Consider the following 17,269-nt stretch of genomic DNA (forward strand, 5'->3'; position numbering starts at 1 on the left):
GATTGGTAGGTCGTTATGAGGGAGTTCACGTATAGGTCGCGGGATGGCGACGTTAAGGTACTAATCAATATTAATCATGGCGAGGCCCTGGAAAGGATCACTAAGGACTACACGGGGTGCGCAGCGTATGTCTCGAGGAATATCGTTAATAGGGTTAAGATTGCTTGCCCAGTGATTCCGATAGTAGATGGTGAGGAGGGTAAGAGTATCGAGACGGCATTAAGCATTGTGAGGAGCGCCCATGAAATGGGTATTGATAGGGACGGTTTATTCATAGGCATTGGGGGTGGGAGCGTTCTTGATGTTGTTGGCTTTTCCGCGTCGATATACCTGAGGGGTGTTGACTACGTTAATGTACCAACAACAATGCTCTCCATGGTCGACGCATCTATCGGCGGTAAGACCGGGGTCAATGCCTTGGGCCTCAAGAACGTGATTGGGGTCATTAGGCAACCGAGGTACGTAATAATCGACCTATCATTCCTAGACTCATTACCAATGCCTAATTACATTGATGCTTTGCCGAGGTTATTAAGTACGGCGTAACCATGGACAGGGAATTACTAGACCTGGTAATGGGTAGTGCTGATAGGTTATTGAATAGGGATTACGCAATCCTCGAGGAGGTCATACACAGGTCACTGAGGGATAAGGCCAATGTTGTGGAGGTTGATGAGTTGGATAGGGGTGGTTCCAGGGCTGTGCTTAACTATGGGCATACGGTGGGTCACGCCATCGAGGCTGTGACAAGCTTTTCAATTAGCCATGGCAAGGCTGTGGCGCTCGGCATGGTCTGTGAGGCGCGCGTCGGTGTTAGGCTGGGCTATACGCCTAAGGACGTGCCCGACCTATTGATTAGGGCCTTATCCATGTTCAACCTAACCAGTAGGGTAAGCGTTGATGTGGATAGGCTCGTAAACGCCATGCTGAGGGATAAGAAGAGGAGTGGTGATTTCATAAGGCTACCCGTGGTCACTGATGTGGTAGGTGGGACCTGGTTAGGGTTAGGGTTAAGGACCTGGCTGACCTGGTGATCAGTGAATGCAGGTCTATGCTGTGATTGGGTACCCGCTCAATTACACGCTGTCACCAAACATCCATAATTACGTATTTAGGCAGTTGAGGCTAGATGCCGTTTACGTACGCTCAGGGTGTCACCAGGTAGGTTGAGTAGCTTCGTCGAGATCGCTAGGGACTCCCTAAGCGGGTTTAACGTAACGGCACCGCATAAGGTGGCCATTGTGGGGTTGATAGATGGTGTCCAGGGGCCCGCCAGGGAGCTCGGTAGTGTTAATACCGTGGTTAATAGGGGTGGTGAGTTGACGGGCTACAACACTGATTACCTAGCCATTAAGCAGGCGTTGAGTGAGAGGGGTTACTCAGGCGGTGATGCCGTAATAATTGGCGCAGGCGGTGTTGCTAGGGCGGTGGCGCTGGCCCTTAGGGACCTTGGGTGTTCCAGGGTTTATGTAATGAATAGGACTGTGGAGAGGGGCCGTGAACTATGCTCGTTAGTTAATTCCTGGGGCATTGACTGTGTTGCAACAGGTCTTCAGCAGGGTGTTGCTAAGGCCCAATTACTAATTAATGCCACGCCATTGGGCGTTGACGGTGAGTTCCCAATAGATCCAGGGAGTGTAGGTGCTGGGCTTGTGCTTGACCTGGCCTATAAGCCGGTGGCGTTACGGGCCTCGTGAGGCTTGCTACGGAGAGGTCGATACCAGTCATTGATGGTCTCGAGATACTGGTTAGGCAGGCAATTGAGGCTGACAGGATTTGGCTTGGCCCGTTTGAGGCGCCTAATTGGCGTGATGTACTTGAGAAGTTACGTAGCGGCCTAATTTAATCACTCCTTATTGAACATGGATAGGGAACTCTTGAGTAACTTAACCTTATTACATAAACCAATGCTTAACTGGCCGGGGCCTGTCTTGCCGCGTACCGAGCAGTACATGAGGCTGAGCCCATGATTATTGAGACGGCCCTATACGTCGGATTCCTCGGAATCACAGCTACATTAATATCACCGACATTAAGCAACCTTAGTAGGTTTAGGAAGTCGTCATCATTGATTGAGAAGACCTTATACATCAATGCCTTAAACCTCCTTGCGATATCGAGGTCCTTAAGCGCCAATTCATAGGCGTTCACATCCCTACTAAATACATGCCTTGAGAGTATTGAGCCTTCGGCAATATCGCCATACATGTCAGGGCGTTTAACCAATAACTCAACCTCTATGTCAGGCACCGCGCCAACGCCCTTACCAAACTCAAGAATACCGTACTTAACCTCAGGATTAATAACGCGGCTACCACCCTCCCCATGCTCTCTCACGGTAATTATTGTTGGGTAGTGCGATACGTAATCCTCAATTACCCTCCTAACCTCCTGGGTTAGGCTTAGGTTATCCATGTAATCAAGCCTGAGCTCCACGGCTTCGCAGGATGTGGGTAAGTAGTAGAAGGATGGTTTCTTCAGTGGTATGGCGCACACGAGCACGGGCTTACTCATTAGTAATTTGTCCCATGTAGACATTACTAGGTATTAATGCTTAGAAATTTAAAAGTATTGTTACTAAATGCCGGTAATAAATAGATCATGGGATCTACGGACATGGAATACATAACCTATGGAGGTATATCCATAATAAACGCGGTACCTGCGTGGCTCGGCGGTGCCGCGGCCATAGACCTTAAGGTTAGGGTTAAGGTTAGGGGAGGCTCATGCGGGGTGAGTGATTTTGTTAAATTCATTATTGATTATTTAAGTGGTAAGTTCGGTATTAGGCATGATATATGCGTTGAGGTCCATAGTGAGGTTCCACCGGGTAGTGGTCTCAAGAGTAATAGTGCGGTTGCCGTAGGCGTGATATATAGCTTACTAAGTTCACTTAGGGGGAGTGCGGACCCCGTGGAGCTGCCAGGTTGGCTGCCGAGGTGACTAGGGCTCATGGCTCATCAATAACGGGTGCCTTTGACGATGCATCAGCGCGATACTTGGGGGTGTTGTGCTGACTGATAATAGGTCCCTGAAGGTAATTAAGCAGGTAAGCCAGGACCCACTTACCGTGGTCATCACAGGCTATAGGACTAGAAAGAAGCTGCAAAACCTTGGCAGGTTAGGGGCCCTCTCGGGAATTTATCAGGCGCTATTTAACATGGCGCTAGGTGGTGATTTATGGAGGGCGGCAACAATAAATGGAATACTCGTTGCGGAATCCCTGGGCTACTACAATGCCTTAGAAACCATAGGCACTGCATTAAGGCTTGGTGCAGTGGCCTCTGGCGTGAGTGGCAATGGCCCATCAATCTACGCCGTATTCAAGCCAGGTGAGGAGGGGCCATTTATAGACTATATAAGAAGTACCTGGGGCTATTACCTAGTCACTAGGTTGGTTGAAACTCGGTATTTAGTCCCGTGAGGACTCACGGAATGCATTATTGGGAATATAGAGAATATAGGTTAGGATAATCCTTAAATATTTGTTAAATGTTCCGTAGTCCGTATGGAATATCAGGAATTCCAATGGTGATCGATGGATCGAAGGTGTTGATTGACGTGAATAGGCTTATGGAGGTTAGAGATAGGGCTAGGGATTTACTGATTAGGTTAGATAAGGAGTTTCCATACATACACCTGGGCTCTTCATTGGCGGCTTTGGACATAGTGAACGTCCTCATTAGGGTTTTAAGGAGGGGCGGTGATTGTAGGGATTGGTTCATACTGAGTATTGGTCATGTGGCGCCAGCCTATACGCCATATTAGCCGTTGAGGCTTAATACCTGTTGAGAGGCTTATGGAGATTAATCAATTATCCTCGAGCATATCGACGCATGCCGATAACATGGACCTACCGTATATAGATGCCACAACGGGCTCGCTTGGTCAGGGGCTGAGCATGGGCGTGGGTTTGGCGTTGGCGAATAGGGTTAGGGGTTGTGATGATGGTGTTGTGTACGTGTTAATGGGTGATGGGGAGCTGAATGAGGGCCAGCCATGGGAGGCGGCAATGACGGCCGTTAAGTACGGCTTAGACAACTTGGTGGCTATCGTCAGCCTAAACGGCTATCAACTGGATGGACCTGTGGGTACGATAAAGCCCATTAATTATGCCAGGGTCTTCGAGGCCATTGGTTGGAACGTGCTTTATGGTAATGGCCATGATTACGAAGACATCGTTAGGCTAATCATTAAGGCACGCGAGACCAGGGGTAGGCCAACGGTAATATTCCTAAGCACCGTTAGGGGCAGGGGAGTTAGGAATCTCGAGAACACGGGTAAGCAGACGCTCAATCCACCACCGAGGCCTCAATTCTCAATGAGGGAGGCCCTGGGAACTACATTGGCTAGGCTTGGTGAGGATAATGATAGGTTGGTCGTTGTGACGGCAGACGTGGGCGAGTCGACAAGAGCTAGGTACTTTGGCGAGAGGTTCCCAAATAGGTATTTCAACGTTGGTATTTCGGAGCAGGATTTAATAGGCGTATCCGTTGGGCTTGCCCTGGGTGGGTACACGCCCGTGGCCATGGCCTACGCCATGTTCATGATGAGGGGCTGGGAACAAATAAGGAATTCCCTGGGTAGGATGAACCTGAATGTCAAGCTCATAGCAACACACGCAGGCCTAAGCGACTTTGCCGATGGACCAAGCCACCAGGCGCTCGAGGATGTGGCCCTAATGAGGACGTTAAGCAACATGGTCGTCGTGGCGCCAGCCGATGCGTGGGACGTAGAGAGGATAATACCTAAGGTCATTGAGTATAGGGGGCCTGTCTATGTCAGGATTGGTCGTGACTACTCACCGCCAATAACCATGGACCTGGAATACGAGTTCAGGATTGGCGAGATCTACGAGTTAATCGATGGCGATGACGTGGTCATCATGGGATACGGGCCACCGCTTTACAATGCCGTGAAGGCCTCCCTGGAATTGAGAAAGATGGGTATTAGGGTGGGCGTCTATAACGTACCAACGATTAAACCACTCAATAAGGATGCCATAGTTAGGGTTGCCCGTAGGGTTGGGAACATAATCGTTGTAGAGGAGCACTCACCAAGGGGTGGCCTGGGCTCGGCAATCGCTGAGTTGGTGAGCGATTTCGCAAGGGTTAGGATATTGGGTGTTGATGGTTATGGTCATTGGGGCAGGTCCGAGGAAGAGTTACTGAGGTTTTATGGGCTTGATGAGGAGTCGATAATGGATGCAGCGCTGAAACTCCTCAATTCATGAAGATACACAAAGCTTTTTACCTCAGGGTAGTAATGTTGATGAATGGGTAGGTTAATCATTAATGGCTTTAAGGCTCGGGAGGTGGTTGTTGAGGCCCCACCATCTAAGGCGCTGACGCTTAGGTACATCCTCGCCTCCGCCCTCTCGAGGACCTGGGTATCGCTTAGGAAGTTGAATTGGGGCGACGACACCTGGTCAATAATTAGGGGTGTTAAGCCGATCTCAGAGATTGAGGTTAAGGGTGACCATGTGAGGGTTAGGCGTGGAATCATGATAGAGAGGTTTAGGGTCATTGACGTTGGTGAGAGTGGGTTCACGCTTAGGGTATTGACGGGGGTTTACTCCGGAATTGATGGAACAACATTACTAATGCCGAGGGGCTCATTAATTGGTAGGCCAATGGATGAATTATTGAACGCGCTCAAGAACCTGAACGCCAAGGTTGATAGGTTGGGTAGTGTGGTTAGGGTTATTGGTAGTAGGTTGGTTGGTGGTTACGTAATGATAAGTGGCTCGGTGAGCTCACAGTACGTATCGGCCCTACTATACCTTGCACCACTCACGGAGGGAGGCATTGAGATAGGTATTAAGCCTCCGGTGAAGTCACGCCCATACATAGACGCAACAATAAACGTGCTTAGGGACTTCGGCGTGAACGTGGAGAGGAGTAACGATACAATATACGTAAGTGGGTCCCAGGAGTTTAGGGCCGTTAATGAGGAGTTCGTGATACCTGGCGATTACTCATTGGCTGCGTACTACGTGGTCCTCTCGGTATTGACAGGCACTGACTTGAGGATAACGAACCTATACAGGGATAAGGCTATTGAGAGTGAGTACTCATTCATTAAGTACGCTAGGGAGGTTGGCGTGGATATTGAGGAATATGAGGACTCGGTGATTGTTAAGGGTTCCTCCATTAGAGAATTAAGGCCATTAAATGCGACTTAAGCGACTCGCCAGACATCGTAATGCCCCTGGCGCTCTTGCTCGTAAGGCTCGGGGAAGGTCAAGGATATCGGGTGTTGGGCACCTGGTATATAAGGAGAGTAATAGGCTTAGGGGGATCGCCGCAGTACTTAAATGCCTTGGTGCCGGTGTGAGTGTTGATGAGACTAATGGCGTTATTGAGATAGAGGGTACTCATGAAATTAGGGGTGGCTGTGAGATCGATGCTTTAAATGACCATAGGATAGTGATGATGGGGGTGATCGGCGCCTTACCTGCTAGGGAGCCTATGATTATAATTAATTGGGAGGGTGTTAGTAAGTCCTGGCCAACATTCATTTGGGATCTAGAGAGACTGGGTGCTAATGTTAGGCTCACGTAATTCATGGCGCCAGTTAATTAGGTCTTCTGCTATTGACGAAATTCCTAATTATAATTCCTTAAGAATTCATACAAATCTTTTTATTAAAATTAGAATATCAAGAGAAATGTATGGCCGAAGTACGTGAAATAATATTTTACGGTAAAAGCGGGGATGGAGTACACGCATTGGTTGATCAAGTAGCTCAAAGGTTGATTAAGCGGGGATTTTACGTAATCGCATACCCCGAGTACGACCCGGAGCGTAGGGAGACCCTGGCCAAGGTTCACGTAAGGGTTTCCAAGGAGCCAATACACGTAAGGGGTCCCGTAATGAACCCGGAAATCGCCGTGCTCCTTGACGTTAGGTTACTTAGGGATAACCAGGAGGCATTGGGCGCCAGGAAGATCATAGTTAATGCTCCGAGTAGGGAGATCGTGACTAAGTACGCGGGTAATGTTAATGGTGAGGTGATAAACGTAAACCTAAGCGAGTTAAGGAGGACCGGCACCGATTACTCGATGGGTATTGTCGACTTAATAATCAATACATTACTTAATGGTTAAGCCTGATAATTCCCTGGCAAGTTCATATCCCTCATTAACGCGGTGCCCACAAGCACGGCATTAGCACCCTCCCTGGCAAGCCTTAAGGCATCACTTGAGTTCCTAACACCACTCTCGGCAATTATCACGTCAACCCTACCCCTAACAGCCCTAATTATTGAGACCGCCCTATCCAGAGACACCGATAGATCACCGAGGTCCCTGGAGTTAACACCAAGCATCACATTTGGATTAGTGCCAACAACGTCCAGCGCATCCTCCTCATTATCGACCTCAATAAGCGGTTCTAAACCGAGGCCCACAGCGTAGTCCACTAAATCCCAAAGCGCATCGCCTAGTAATCTCTTAATGAGCAATACCGAGCTCACACCCAACCTACTGGCTTCGTCAATCTGTTCCTTACTTATTACGAAGTCCTTATACAATATGGGCTTGCCGTAGGTTAGGGCTATTTTAACGAATTCAGGGGAGCCTAGGAAGTATATTGGCTCCACCAGAACGCTAAGGCCCGTGGCGTATTGGCTGACGAAGTTGAAGTAGGTCCAGGGATCAAGGTCAAGCCTAATGACACCGCTGGGGCTAGCCCTCTTATACTCGGCTATTAGGGCTAGGTAGCCTCGGAGTTACGATCCTCAATAGCCTTAACCATACTGGGAGCCTTAACATTAATCCTAAGGGCTTCCACACGCCTTCTGGTTAATTCGCCAATGGTTTTTAGGAAGTCCACGGTGGTGGAGTCCACGGGATTAAATATAAGCATTTCCAAATCTATATACCATATGTATGAATATGTATTTCTTGAACGATAATAATTACTAATGGACAAGATATACATAAAGCTTTTAAATACCTGAACAAACAGGCTATTGGTGAATTCCATGCCCCAATGGTCATAAGGAAACCGGGCTTGGGCGCATACATAACCGCCACGTACCCAAATAAAGAATCCTTCCTAAATGCCGTGAAGTGCCTGTCAAGGGTCTCTGACTTCCTTGAAATAGGCATACCAACGCAAAACCCGAAGTACGATGGACCCATCATTAGGAGGACGCACTTCGCCTCTGAGCTCAAGGGCTTGGAGGCCGTTAAGGTGGCCAGGTATGGTGATGTGTCAACAATACTCATGGGTTATGTGGAGGACTATGTCAATAATATGGAACTCGTCGCTGAAACCGCCAGTGAGGTTGGCGCATCCTCCGTGTTATTCCCAGACCTATTATTCGAGCATATAGACCTTCTTGAGAGTTACGTGAGTACAATGAGGGATTACTCATTAAGACCCACCTTCTTCGTCTCGAGCAACACTCCGCATAGGTTAGTAAGCGCCCTTGTTAGGTATGAACCATTATTCATATACCTAGGGCTATACGCAGCCACAGGAATAAAACTGCCCCTCTACATCGAGAGGAATGTTAGGGAGGTTAGGAAGCTCGTTGATGACGTGACGCTTGTCGCAGGCTTCGCCATAAACACCCCAGAGATGGTTAAACTGGTGATTAACGCCGGCGCCGACGCGGTGGTTGTTGGGACGGCACTCGTGGATAAGTTAAACGATTCGAGGGCCTGTACCGAATTCATGACCATACTCAGGGGTGGTTTACCACGATGATTCCGCACTATTGGTATAACATAAACGTGGACCTGCCGAAGCCATTACCGCCACCCATCGATCCATACGAGGTGGACTCGAGGATTGCACTGCTCATGAGGATACTACCCAGTGAGTTGATTGATCAGGAGTTTACGCCACTTAGGTATGTGCCAATACCCGATGAGGTTAGGGAACTCTACGAGAGGATGGGTAGGCCAACACCATTTAGGAGGGCCTATGGGCTTGAGAAGGCGTTGGGTAATGGCGTTAGGATTTACTATAAGTTTGAGGGTGCGTTACCAACCGGTTCCCATAAATTAAACACTGCAATACCACAGGTTTACTACGCACTTAAGGATGGTGCTAGGGAGGTCGTTACCGAGACAGGCGCTGGGCAATGGGGATTGGCAGTATCGCTAGCCGCGGCCCTACTGGGCGTTAAGGCGACGATTTTCATGACTAGGAACTCCTACTTCAATAAGACGCAGAGGGTGCTCTTCATGAGGACTTACGGCGCAGATGTTTACCCAAGCCCAAGTGAGTTAACGAAGTATGGCAGGGAGGCACTGAGGGTCAGGCCTGACCACCCAGGTAGTTTAGGCCTTGCTATTACTGAGGCTATTGAGTTCACGTTAATGGGTGAGGGTAGGAAGTACATACCGGGTAGTGTGCTTGGTTTCGTAATACTGCATCAAACCGTGATTGGTCAGGAGGTGCTGCAGCAAATGCCCGAGGAGCCAGACCTAGTCATTGGGTGCGTCGGCGGTGGTAGTAACTTTAGTGGCTTTTCGTTCCCGATGATTGGGGCTAGGCTTAGGGGTGAGGGGTTTGAGAGGACTAGGTTTCTTGCCGTTGAGTCGAGGGCAGCGCCCAAGCTAACCAGTGGTAGGTACATGTATGACTTCCCCGACACAGGCGGGTTACTACCGATGGTTAAGATGCTCACCCTAGGCCACGACTACGTACCACCACCAACACACGCGGCGGGGCTTAGGTACCACGGTGCAGCACCATCACTTTCACTGTTGGTTAGGGAGGGCATTGTCGAGGCTAGGGCATATGGGCAGGAGGAGGTTATGGAGGCCGCAAGGCTCTTTGCGAGGACCGAGGGAATAATACCAGCCCCAGAGTCTGCGCATGCGATAAGGGCCGTGATTGATGAGGCTAAGAGGATGCCCAAGGGCTCGGTCATATTCTTCAATTTATCGGGCCATGGCCTCCTCGATGTTGATGCCTACAGTAATGTTGGGTGATGGGCATGAAGGAGATACTCGAGAAGATAGCCAGGGGGCTAACGTTGAGTGTTGATGAGGCTTATGAGGTTGCCAGGGGCATGCTAACAAACGTTGATGAGCCTTATCGGCGGCAATACTAATGGGTTTAAGGGTGAGGGGTGAGGCGTCGAGCGAGATAGCGGGCTTCGCGAAGGCGCTTAGGGATTTCTGCGTTAAGATACCCATAGATGATAGGGGTAGGTACGTGGATACGGCGGGCACGGGGGGTGACGGGTTTGGAACGCTTAATGTATCCACGGCGGCCGCGTTGGTGGCGGCTTACCTGGGGGCCCGCGTCATTAAGCATGGAAACAGGGGCGTATCATCAACCTCAGGTAGTGCGGACTTCCTCGAGGCGCTAGGCTTCAACATAAACATACCGCCTAGTAAGGCGGCTGAGATGGCGATTAAGTACCGCTTCACCTTTGCCTTCGCCCCTGCCTACCACCCGGCAATGAGGAACGTGATGCCTGTGAGGAAGAAGTTGGGCATTAGGACGATATTCAATTTAATAGGTCCACTGGCAAACCCAGCCCTATTAACTAGGCAGTTGATTGGTGTGGCGGATAGCTCGCTAATGGATAGGATGGCTGAGGCAGCGTCAATGCTCGGTTATGAACATGCGGTGCTGGTGCACGGCGAGCCCGGGATTGACGAAATTTCCGTGTTTGGAAGGACAATGATTATGGAGGTCAGAGGAAATAACGTGGATAAGTACTTTATCGAACCCAGGGACCTTGGACTGAGCACCCACAGGATTGAGGAGGTTAGGGTTTCAAGCCCACTTAATAGTATTGAGAAGGTTAGGCGGGCCGTGTCGGGCGAGGACGCGGCAGCGAGGGACTTCATAATAGCAAACACGGCATTTACGCTATATGTAGCTGGCGTGGTTAGGGACCCCAGGGATGGCGTTGATTACGTAAAGTCAAACCTGGACGATGGCTTTTGGAATTACGTGAACGAGCTCGCCAGGGTGAGTAGGTCATGACATTGCTCAAGATTTGCGGGGTTACTAACGTTAAGGATGCAGTGATGGTGAGTAGGTATGCCGACTACGTCGGTGTCATCGTGCACTCAGGAATACCTACACCGAGGATTGTTGGTAATGACGTCGCCAGGGAGATTGTTAGGTCAGTCAGTGGGGCTAGGGTTGTCGGTGTTGTGGAGGGTCTTAGATTGATTGATGCCATTAAATTAGTCGGTGGCCTTGGGTTTGAGGTTCTTCAGTATCACGGTGACTTTGAACCCAGCGGTGAGGTCATTGACCTAGTTAATGAGTTTGGGATTAGGCTGGCGCCTGTGTTGACGTACATGGGTGATAAATCAATAATTAATAGGGCTGTGAAGCTCTCGTTAATTGATTACGTGGAGTACGTGCTCATCGACGCGCCAAAAACGAACTTCACTAAGTACGAGTACGGCCTCAAGCTACCCCTTGACCTAATTAGGGAGGTTAGTGCCATACCTAGGGTTGGCATTGCCGGTGGTATAAACCCGAGTAATGCGGTCATTGTGATGGGTTATAAGCCGTTCCTAATTGATGTGAGTTCAGGTGTTGAGAAGAGCCCTGGAATTAAGGATGAGGAATTGGTGAGGAGGATTGCGGAGGTGGTTAGGAATGCCCACTAGGAAGGTACCCATTCAGTACTTACCAAGGCCCAGGGAACTCACCAACTACCTGCTTAAGTCAGGTGAGGACTTTGTAATGCTTCTCGAGAGCGGCCCAGGATTTCCAGAGAGGTCTAGGTACACCATAGTTGCGTGGGGCGCCGCCGAGCACCTGGTGGTTGATTGGGACGACGACTTATACGGTGAATTAAAGGGATTAGCCAAGAGACTTGGCAGGTTTGAGAGTGGTGAGGTGGCCCTTGGCTACCTGTCCTACGAGGCCGTGGTCCACATGGAGCCGTATTTAAGGAATTACCTAAGGAAGCCGCAGTGGCCCATTGCCGAGTTCGTGGTGCCGAGCAACGTGGTCATTTACGACAACCTATTGGGTAGGGGTTACGTTAAGGGCGAACTGCCCAGTGGCGTCTCGGTGGATTTGGGCGATTTTGAGGTGGTTAGTAAGGTTGGTGGTACCAGGAAGGAGGATTTCATTAAGTGGGTTGAGGCGTCCCTTGAGGATATTAGGAATGGGGAGATATTCCAAATAGTCCTGTCTAGGTATGAGGATTACTCAGTGAGGGGTGACGTGATGAGCCTATACATGAGGCTTGCCGATTTGAACCCATCACCGTACATGTACATAACCAAGTTCGGGGACAGGTACATAGTTGGTACAAGCCCTGAATTGCTGGTTAAGGTTGATGGTGATAGGGTGGAGACGCACCCAATAGCCGGGACTAGGCCGAGGGGTAGGGACCCAATCGATGATTTGAGGCTTGAGGAGGAGTTGATCAATAGTATTAAGGATAGGGCTGAGCATGTGATGCTCGTGGACCTCGCAAGAAATGACATTGGTAGGGTGTGCAGGTTCGGCACTGTTAGGGTTAAGGAACTGTACGCCATTGAGAAGTACCAAAGTGTGCAGCACCTGGTTTCTAGGGTTGAGGGTGTCCTGGAGCGTGGTAATGACATTGTCGATGCCCTATTCGCAACGTTCCCAGCAGGTACCGTTAGCGGAGCCCCTAAGCCGAGGGCCATGGAGTTGATTGCGAAGTATGAGGGCACCGCCAGGGGGCCCTACGCAGGTGCGATAGGGCTTATGCATGGTGGTGGCGGTGAGTTCGCGATAATAATAAGGACCCTATTCCTAATGAGCGGTATGGCCAGAATACAGGCTGGGGCCGGCATAGTGTATGACTCAGTCCCCGAGCTTGAGTTCCAGGAGACTGAGCATAAGTTGGGTAGTTTGAAGATTGCCATGGGGGTGATGTGATGGACCTGGTGGTCATCATAGATAATTACGACTCCTTCACCTACAACATAGCCCAGTACGTAGGAGAGCTTGGGGCTAGGCCGCTGGTTTTCAGGAATGATGAGGTCACAGTTAAGGTCATTGAGAGACTTAGGCCGGGTGGCATCATCATATCGCCAGGTCCAGGCAACCCACTTAACCCTAGAGATATTGGGATTTCAGGGGATGTCATACGGCATTTTAAGGGTAGGGTGCCAATACTCGGCATATGCCTTGGCCACCAGGTAATTGGCGTCACCTTTGGGGCTAGGGTCAGGAGGGCTAGGACGATAAAGCATGGAAAGACCAGCATGATTAGGTTAATCAAGCCATCACCAATATTCCAGGGACTTCCCGAGAGGATTGAGGGCATGAGGTATCACAGCCTGGTAATTGATGACATACCCAATGAGTTAATTATTACGGCTATTTCGGAGGATGATAATGAGGTCATGGCAATACAGCATAGGGATTACCCAATATTTGGTGTTCAATTCCACCCAGAGAGCGTCGGCACACCGATGGGCAAGGAAATACTGAAGAACTTCCTATCCCTCGGTTAATTGGGATTCGTTAACTGTATAAAGCATTATTAGCAATAGTTAATTTCTGAAATTATAGTAATTATTTATTTTTACCAAATTATTTAAGCCAATAGGGTATTGCTCTGACGTGGCGGATTATAAATTCATAGTTTGGCTTAATGAAGAGGTTAAGGACCATCAATACTGGGTGGTAAGGGCGCTAACCTGAATAGATTAATGCTCATGGGCGTACCTGTACCCCCTGGCTTCGTAATAACGACCGAGGCATTCAACTACTTCATGACTGAGAATAGGCTTAGGGATATGGTGTTGAACATAATTGAGGAGGTAATTAAGGAGGGCAAGCCTGAGGAGTATGAGGAGGCTGAGAGGAGGATTAAGGAGTTGATATTGAATACTGACATACCCAAGGACCTTTATGAGGAGATAGCGAGGGCATACACGGAGTTAAGCAGGTCCTTTAATGCTGATGCCGTTGCGGTGGCCGTTAGGTCCAGCGCCAGCGCCGAGGACTTGAGGACGGCGAGCTTCGCGGGCCAGCAAGACACTTACCTAAATGTGAAGGGTATTGAGGATTTAATTAAGTATGTCAAGCGCGTGTGGGCCAGTACGTATAATGCCAGGGCATTGGCGTATAGGGATGAGAAGGACATCCCGCATGACGTGGCCTACATGGCCGTCATCGTTCAGAAACTGGTTAATAGTAGGGCTGCCGGCGTCATGTTCACGATAAACCCAGTGACTGGTGATAATAACGAGGTCGTCATTGAGTCCTCCTGGGGCCTTGGGGAGGCTGTGGTTGGCGGCATGGTCACTCCCGATAGGTGGGTCGTGGATAAGGACAGGCTCATCATTAAGGATAGGGTTGTGGCTAGGAAGAACGTGATGATGATCAAGGATGAGTCAGGGTTAACAAAGGTTGTGGAGGTGCCTGTGGACCTCGTTGAAAGGCCGTCGTTGAGTGATGAGGAGGTCATGTCGCTGGCTAGGATTGGCATTGAACTTGAGAGGCGCCTTGGGTACCACTGGACATTGAGTGGGTTGTTGATGCGGACTCGGGCAGCATATACGTCGTTCAAATGAGGCCTGAAACTGTGCATAGCAGTGGTAAGGCCAAGGTAATTACCGAGTCTAAGGCGGCAGTGGGCAAGGCGGTGGTTAAGGGTATAGCGGCTAGCCCAGGGGTGGCGGTGGGTAGGGTTAGGATTTGCCTAACGCCTGAGGAGGCAAAGGCCAAGATGGTAAGGGCGACATACTGGTTACGAGGATGACGAACCCCGACTGGGTGCCTACATGAAGATTGCCTCAGCCATAGTGACTGATGAGGGCGGCATGACAAGCCACGCAGCCATAGTGTCCAGGGAATTGGGTATACCGGCGATAGTGGGGACTGGGAACGCAACCAGGGTGCTTAAGGATGGCGAGGTCTACACCGTGGATGCAATCCACGGCGTGGTTTACGAGGGCGAGGTCGAGGAGTTGGTGAGTAAGGCTAAGGTGAGTAAGGAGGTTCAGGCCGCAGTGGCGCCCAGCACTAACGAGATAATACTCCATATCTATAGGTCGATAAGGACCGCGACGGGTGTGTACATGAACCTTGGCGTCCCCGAGAAGATTGATGAGTATAAGGACCTACCCTTCGATGGCATTGGCTCATGAGGATTGAGTTCGTCTTATCCAGCTACATTGGTGACCACCCACTCTACCTAATAAGCATTGGTAATGAGGAGAAGTTCATCAATAGGCTGGCCGAGGGCGTGGCCTACGTGGCCAAGGCGATATACCCAAGGCCCGTGATCGTCAGGTTCAGCGACTTCAAGAGCAATGAGTATAGGCAGTTAACCGGTGGCGAGAAGTTCGAGCCTGAGGAGAGAAATCCAATGCTTGGTTGGAGGGGTGTTTCGAGGTACATAAGTAGGGATTACGAGAAGGCCTTCAGGCTTGAGGTTAGGGCTATCAAGAAGGTTAGGGAGGAGATGAACCTGAACAACGTGCATGTAATGGCGCCATTCGTAAGGGCTCCCTGGGAGCTCGAGAAATTCATGGAAATACTCAATGAGGAGGGGCTCGAAAGGGATAGGGACTTCAAGGTGTATGCAATGGCCGAGATACCCAGCATAGCCCTCCTGGTCGAGGACTTCGCAAAGTATGTCGATGGCTTCTCAATAGGTAGTAACGACCTAACGCAGCTCGTAATGGGCGTGGACAGAGACAATGACATACTGGTTAGGCAAAACCCAAGGTACTTCGACGAGAGGGAACCAGCCGTACTAAGGGCCATGTATGAGATAATAAGGAGGGCCCACGCAATGAATAAGAGCGTGGGCATATGCGGCCAAGCACCATCGGTCTACCCAGAAATCACGGAATTCCTAGTCAGGGCAGGCATTGACTACGTATCAGTAAACCCAGACGCCGTAATAACAACTAGGCTACTCATAGACTCAATAGAGAGGAAAATACTACTCGAAGAACTAAGGGAACTAAAAACAAAAATAATAAACAAAGACCCAGACACAGAATTCAAGGAATTAATAAACAAAGTATTCAAAGGATAAACAAGCACCAAAACAATATCAAAAATAAAACCAAACAAAAGGCTAGGAAGGATACCATGGAACAAATTACGAATTATTTGCCGTCCTACCGAGCATGGCAAAATTTTGCCACGGCCTGTAAAGTAAAGAATTATTCTATTACATGTCTCGTTTGTTTTTATGTTTTTCTTCGAATTCGTGGTGCCCGTGGTGTTTTTATTACCTTTATATTTCATCGATCCTCTTCACCTTCTGTCACAGCTTCTCGAGATCCTCATTGATTCTCTTGATCTCTTGCCAAAGCTTATTATTTTCCTCAAGGAGCTTGTTTTGCACTTCTCTCAGTGCCTTGGTTTTCTCTCATGCTCTTTCCTGCCTCTTTGCAGGCTTATCCACGGTCCTCACTAACCTGTCTATGGGGTCTGTCAGCGCCTTTAGCATGGTGTTTTGTGTCGAGAGGTTCCAATAACTTAGGTTAAGCCTAAACTCGCTGTCCTTACTCAATAGGCGTAGTAATTGTCCTTAACGCTCATTACCTGGGTAAAAACGATGCCTCAGCTTAAATGCTTATCGTGGTATGCTCGATACCGTGCTCCATATCATTGAGGCGCCGAAGTACGTTATTGCCAGTGCCAATGCCAGTAGTAACGCCCTGTAGATGCTGGTCCTGACCCTACTAAGTGAGCCTAGGGATGCCACCAGCGTTAGCCATGCATAGTCGAGCCACACGTGTGACACGTAAAGTATGGCTAGCCCCACCAGGTACATGGACTGAAACGCGGTCATTATCAGCGGCGTACCAACACCGATCCACCAGGCTATGAAGTATGGGTTGAATAGGGACAAAGCAGCGCCCGTGGCTATTGCTGAACCATACCTAGGCGCATCATTGATGGCGAAGCCACCCCTGAGTGCATCCTTAAATGTTAGGTATGCGAAGAATAGTAGGAATGCACCACCGATGAGTCCGAAGGATGTGTTAACAATGGGTATTTGAAACACGTAGTGGAGTCCATAGGCTATGGCCACGACAAGCGGGAGCTCGACGGTCATGTGGCCAACGGCCTCGTTAAACCCAGCCCTCCAGCCAGCCCTGGCGCCCAGGCTAGCCGCTGAGGCCGTCAATGGGCCTGGCGCCAATGCCCCGGATGCGCTTATGACGATGACCTTAATAATGAAGTCAGGGCTAAGCATAAATAAACTAAATATGCCCTATTTTAAAGTATTTAGGTGGTGGGCGTTAATTAATCAGCGGTGTTTGCCGTCATTAACTCATTAATCTCTCTAATAGCCCTAACAGCACCCCTTATGTACT

17 protein-coding genes and 4 pseudogenes are annotated in these 17,269 nt (G+C 49.5%); 17 read left to right on the forward strand and 4 right to left on the reverse strand.

All coding sequences use genetic code 11. The annotated features are described in order from the left end of the window. The first annotated feature begins 15 nt into the window (after positions 1–15). The 4 genes and pseudogenes from JCM16161_RS11680 (at position 16) to JCM16161_RS18685 (ending at position 1,846) form a co-directional block, all read left to right on the forward strand. A pseudogene (locus tag JCM16161_RS11680) lies at positions 16–1,034 on the forward strand (3-dehydroquinate synthase). Between the two features lie 7 nt (positions 1,035–1,041). Then, positions 1,042–1,241 (forward strand): annotated as a pseudogene (locus tag JCM16161_RS18675) (shikimate dehydrogenase); the annotation flags it as partial. A gap of 186 nt (positions 1,242–1,427) precedes the next feature. Beyond that, complete coding sequence (locus JCM16161_RS18680; protein ID WP_243671549.1) at positions 1,428–1,697, forward strand: hypothetical protein; 270 nt, start codon at positions 1,428–1,430, stop codon at positions 1,695–1,697. Beyond that, positions 1,694–1,846: a hypothetical protein gene (locus JCM16161_RS18685; protein ID WP_243671536.1), complete on the forward strand. Its 153-nt coding sequence runs from the start codon at positions 1,694–1,696 to the stop codon at positions 1,844–1,846. The genes JCM16161_RS18680 and JCM16161_RS18685 overlap by 4 nt, the downstream gene beginning before the upstream one ends. 65 nt (positions 1,847–1,911) lie before the next feature. On the opposite strand, the gene JCM16161_RS11690 is transcribed toward JCM16161_RS18685, so the two are convergent. Then, the gene (locus JCM16161_RS11690) at positions 1,912–2,538 is read right to left on the reverse strand and encodes a type I 3-dehydroquinate dehydratase (protein WP_243671537.1); all 627 of its coding nucleotides are present in this window, start codon (positions 2,536–2,538) and stop codon (positions 1,912–1,914) included. A 78-nt stretch (positions 2,539–2,616) separates the two neighbouring features. Here JCM16161_RS11690 and JCM16161_RS18690 point away from each other — a divergent pair, with 78 nt between their 5' ends. The 6 genes and pseudogenes from JCM16161_RS18690 (at position 2,617) to JCM16161_RS11720 (ending at position 7,108) form a co-directional block, all read left to right on the forward strand. Beyond that, positions 2,617–2,943 carry a hypothetical protein gene (locus tag JCM16161_RS18690; RefSeq protein ID WP_243671538.1) on the forward strand — a complete coding sequence of 109 codons (327 nt, stop codon included), beginning with the start codon at positions 2,617–2,619 and terminating at the stop codon, positions 2,941–2,943. Positions 2,944–3,010: 67 nt separating this feature from the next. Then, entirely contained in the window at positions 3,011–3,424 is a 414-nt protein-coding gene (locus JCM16161_RS18695) for a hypothetical protein (RefSeq protein WP_243671539.1), read from the forward strand. Between the two features lie 104 nt (positions 3,425–3,528). After that, positions 3,529–3,768 carry a hypothetical protein gene (locus tag JCM16161_RS11700; RefSeq protein WP_243671540.1) on the forward strand — a complete coding sequence of 80 codons (240 nt, stop codon included), beginning with the start codon at positions 3,529–3,531 and terminating at the stop codon, positions 3,766–3,768. 31 nt (positions 3,769–3,799) lie between these two features. Then, on the forward strand, positions 3,800–5,233 hold the full coding sequence (locus JCM16161_RS18700; RefSeq protein ID WP_243671541.1) for a thiamine pyrophosphate-dependent enzyme: 1,434 nt from the start codon (positions 3,800–3,802) through the stop codon (positions 5,231–5,233). A gap of 42 nt (positions 5,234–5,275) precedes the next feature. Beyond that, positions 5,276–6,563 (forward strand): annotated as a pseudogene (locus JCM16161_RS11710) (3-phosphoshikimate 1-carboxyvinyltransferase). 110 nt (positions 6,564–6,673) lie between these two features. Then, positions 6,674–7,108 carry a 2-oxoacid:acceptor oxidoreductase family protein gene (locus JCM16161_RS11720; RefSeq protein ID WP_054855941.1) on the forward strand — a complete coding sequence of 145 codons (435 nt, stop codon included), beginning with the start codon at positions 6,674–6,676 and terminating at the stop codon, positions 7,106–7,108. Here JCM16161_RS11720 and JCM16161_RS11725 read toward each other — a convergent pair. Next, positions 7,105–7,674: an indole-3-glycerol-phosphate synthase gene (locus tag JCM16161_RS11725; protein ID WP_243671550.1), complete on the reverse strand. Its 570-nt coding sequence runs from the start codon at positions 7,672–7,674 to the stop codon at positions 7,105–7,107. The two genes, JCM16161_RS11720 and JCM16161_RS11725, sit on opposite strands and share 4 nt — an antisense overlap. A 320-nt stretch (positions 7,675–7,994) precedes the next feature. Between JCM16161_RS11725 and trpA the strand changes: the two genes are divergently transcribed. The 7 genes and pseudogenes from trpA (at position 7,995) to ppsA (ending at position 15,975) form a co-directional block, all read left to right on the forward strand. After that, the gene (trpA, locus tag JCM16161_RS11730) at positions 7,995–8,717 is read left to right on the forward strand and encodes a tryptophan synthase subunit alpha (RefSeq protein WP_054855942.1); all 723 of its coding nucleotides are present in this window, start codon (positions 7,995–7,997) and stop codon (positions 8,715–8,717) included. Further along, positions 8,717–9,952 (forward strand): TrpB-like pyridoxal phosphate-dependent enzyme, encoded by a 1,236-nt coding sequence (locus JCM16161_RS11735; RefSeq protein ID WP_243671551.1) that lies wholly within the window; start codon positions 8,717–8,719, stop codon positions 9,950–9,952. The genes trpA and JCM16161_RS11735 overlap by 1 nt, the downstream gene beginning before the upstream one ends. 121 nt (positions 9,953–10,073) lie before the next feature. Continuing rightward, positions 10,074–10,961 carry an anthranilate phosphoribosyltransferase gene (trpD, locus tag JCM16161_RS11740; RefSeq protein ID WP_243671542.1) on the forward strand — a complete coding sequence of 296 codons (888 nt, stop codon included), beginning with the start codon at positions 10,074–10,076 and terminating at the stop codon, positions 10,959–10,961. After that, positions 10,958–11,602, forward strand: a complete 645-nt coding sequence (locus tag JCM16161_RS11745; protein ID WP_054855944.1) for an N-(5'-phosphoribosyl)anthranilate isomerase — start codon at positions 10,958–10,960, stop codon at positions 11,600–11,602. The genes trpD and JCM16161_RS11745 overlap by 4 nt, the downstream gene beginning before the upstream one ends. Continuing rightward, entirely contained in the window at positions 11,592–12,854 is a 1,263-nt protein-coding gene (locus JCM16161_RS11750; protein WP_054855954.1) for a chorismate-binding protein, read from the forward strand. The genes JCM16161_RS11745 and JCM16161_RS11750 overlap by 11 nt, the downstream gene beginning before the upstream one ends. Next, a complete protein-coding gene (locus tag JCM16161_RS11755; RefSeq protein WP_054855955.1) occupies positions 12,854–13,435 on the forward strand; it encodes an aminodeoxychorismate/anthranilate synthase component II in 582 nt (193 codons plus the stop codon). The genes JCM16161_RS11750 and JCM16161_RS11755 overlap by 1 nt, the downstream gene beginning before the upstream one ends. Positions 13,436–13,544: 109 nt before the next feature. Next, positions 13,545–15,975: pseudogene (gene ppsA / locus JCM16161_RS11760) on the forward strand (phosphoenolpyruvate synthase). Positions 15,976–16,314: 339 nt separating this feature from the next. On the opposite strand, the gene JCM16161_RS18705 reads toward ppsA, so the two are convergent. Next, on the reverse strand, positions 16,315–16,458 hold the full coding sequence (locus tag JCM16161_RS18705; RefSeq protein WP_243671543.1) for a hypothetical protein: 144 nt from the start codon (positions 16,456–16,458) through the stop codon (positions 16,315–16,317). Positions 16,459–16,521: 63 nt separating this feature from the next. Next, positions 16,522–17,148 carry a LysE family transporter gene (locus JCM16161_RS11765; RefSeq protein ID WP_054855945.1) on the reverse strand — a complete coding sequence of 209 codons (627 nt, stop codon included), beginning with the start codon at positions 17,146–17,148 and terminating at the stop codon, positions 16,522–16,524. Positions 17,149–17,269 lie beyond the last annotated feature (121 nt).

The organism is Vulcanisaeta sp. JCM 16161 (assembly GCF_001316285.1).

Coding starts and splice junctions, on each gene's coding strand:
- JCM16161_RS11720 (WP_054855941.1), top strand. CDS start 6,674: ATGGCCGAAGTACGTGAAATAATATTTTACGGTAAAAGCGGGGATGGA.
- JCM16161_RS11765 (WP_054855945.1), bottom strand. CDS start 17,148: ATGCTTAGCCCTGACTTCATTATTAAGGTCATCGTCATAAGCGCATCC.
- JCM16161_RS11700 (WP_243671540.1), top strand. CDS start 3,529: ATGGTGATCGATGGATCGAAGGTGTTGATTGACGTGAATAGGCTTATG.
- trpA (WP_054855942.1), top strand. CDS start 7,995: ATGGTCATAAGGAAACCGGGCTTGGGCGCATACATAACCGCCACGTAC.
- JCM16161_RS18690 (WP_243671538.1), top strand. CDS start 2,617: ATGGAATACATAACCTATGGAGGTATATCCATAATAAACGCGGTACCT.
- trpD (WP_243671542.1), top strand. CDS start 10,074: ATGGGTTTAAGGGTGAGGGGTGAGGCGTCGAGCGAGATAGCGGGCTTC.
- JCM16161_RS11690 (WP_243671537.1), bottom strand. CDS start 2,538: ATGTCTACATGGGACAAATTACTAATGAGTAAGCCCGTGCTCGTGTGC.
- JCM16161_RS11755 (WP_054855955.1), top strand. CDS start 12,854: ATGGACCTGGTGGTCATCATAGATAATTACGACTCCTTCACCTACAAC.
- JCM16161_RS11745 (WP_054855944.1), top strand. CDS start 10,958: ATGACATTGCTCAAGATTTGCGGGGTTACTAACGTTAAGGATGCAGTG.
- JCM16161_RS11750 (WP_054855954.1), top strand. CDS start 11,592: ATGCCCACTAGGAAGGTACCCATTCAGTACTTACCAAGGCCCAGGGAA.
- JCM16161_RS18700 (WP_243671541.1), top strand. CDS start 3,800: ATGGAGATTAATCAATTATCCTCGAGCATATCGACGCATGCCGATAAC.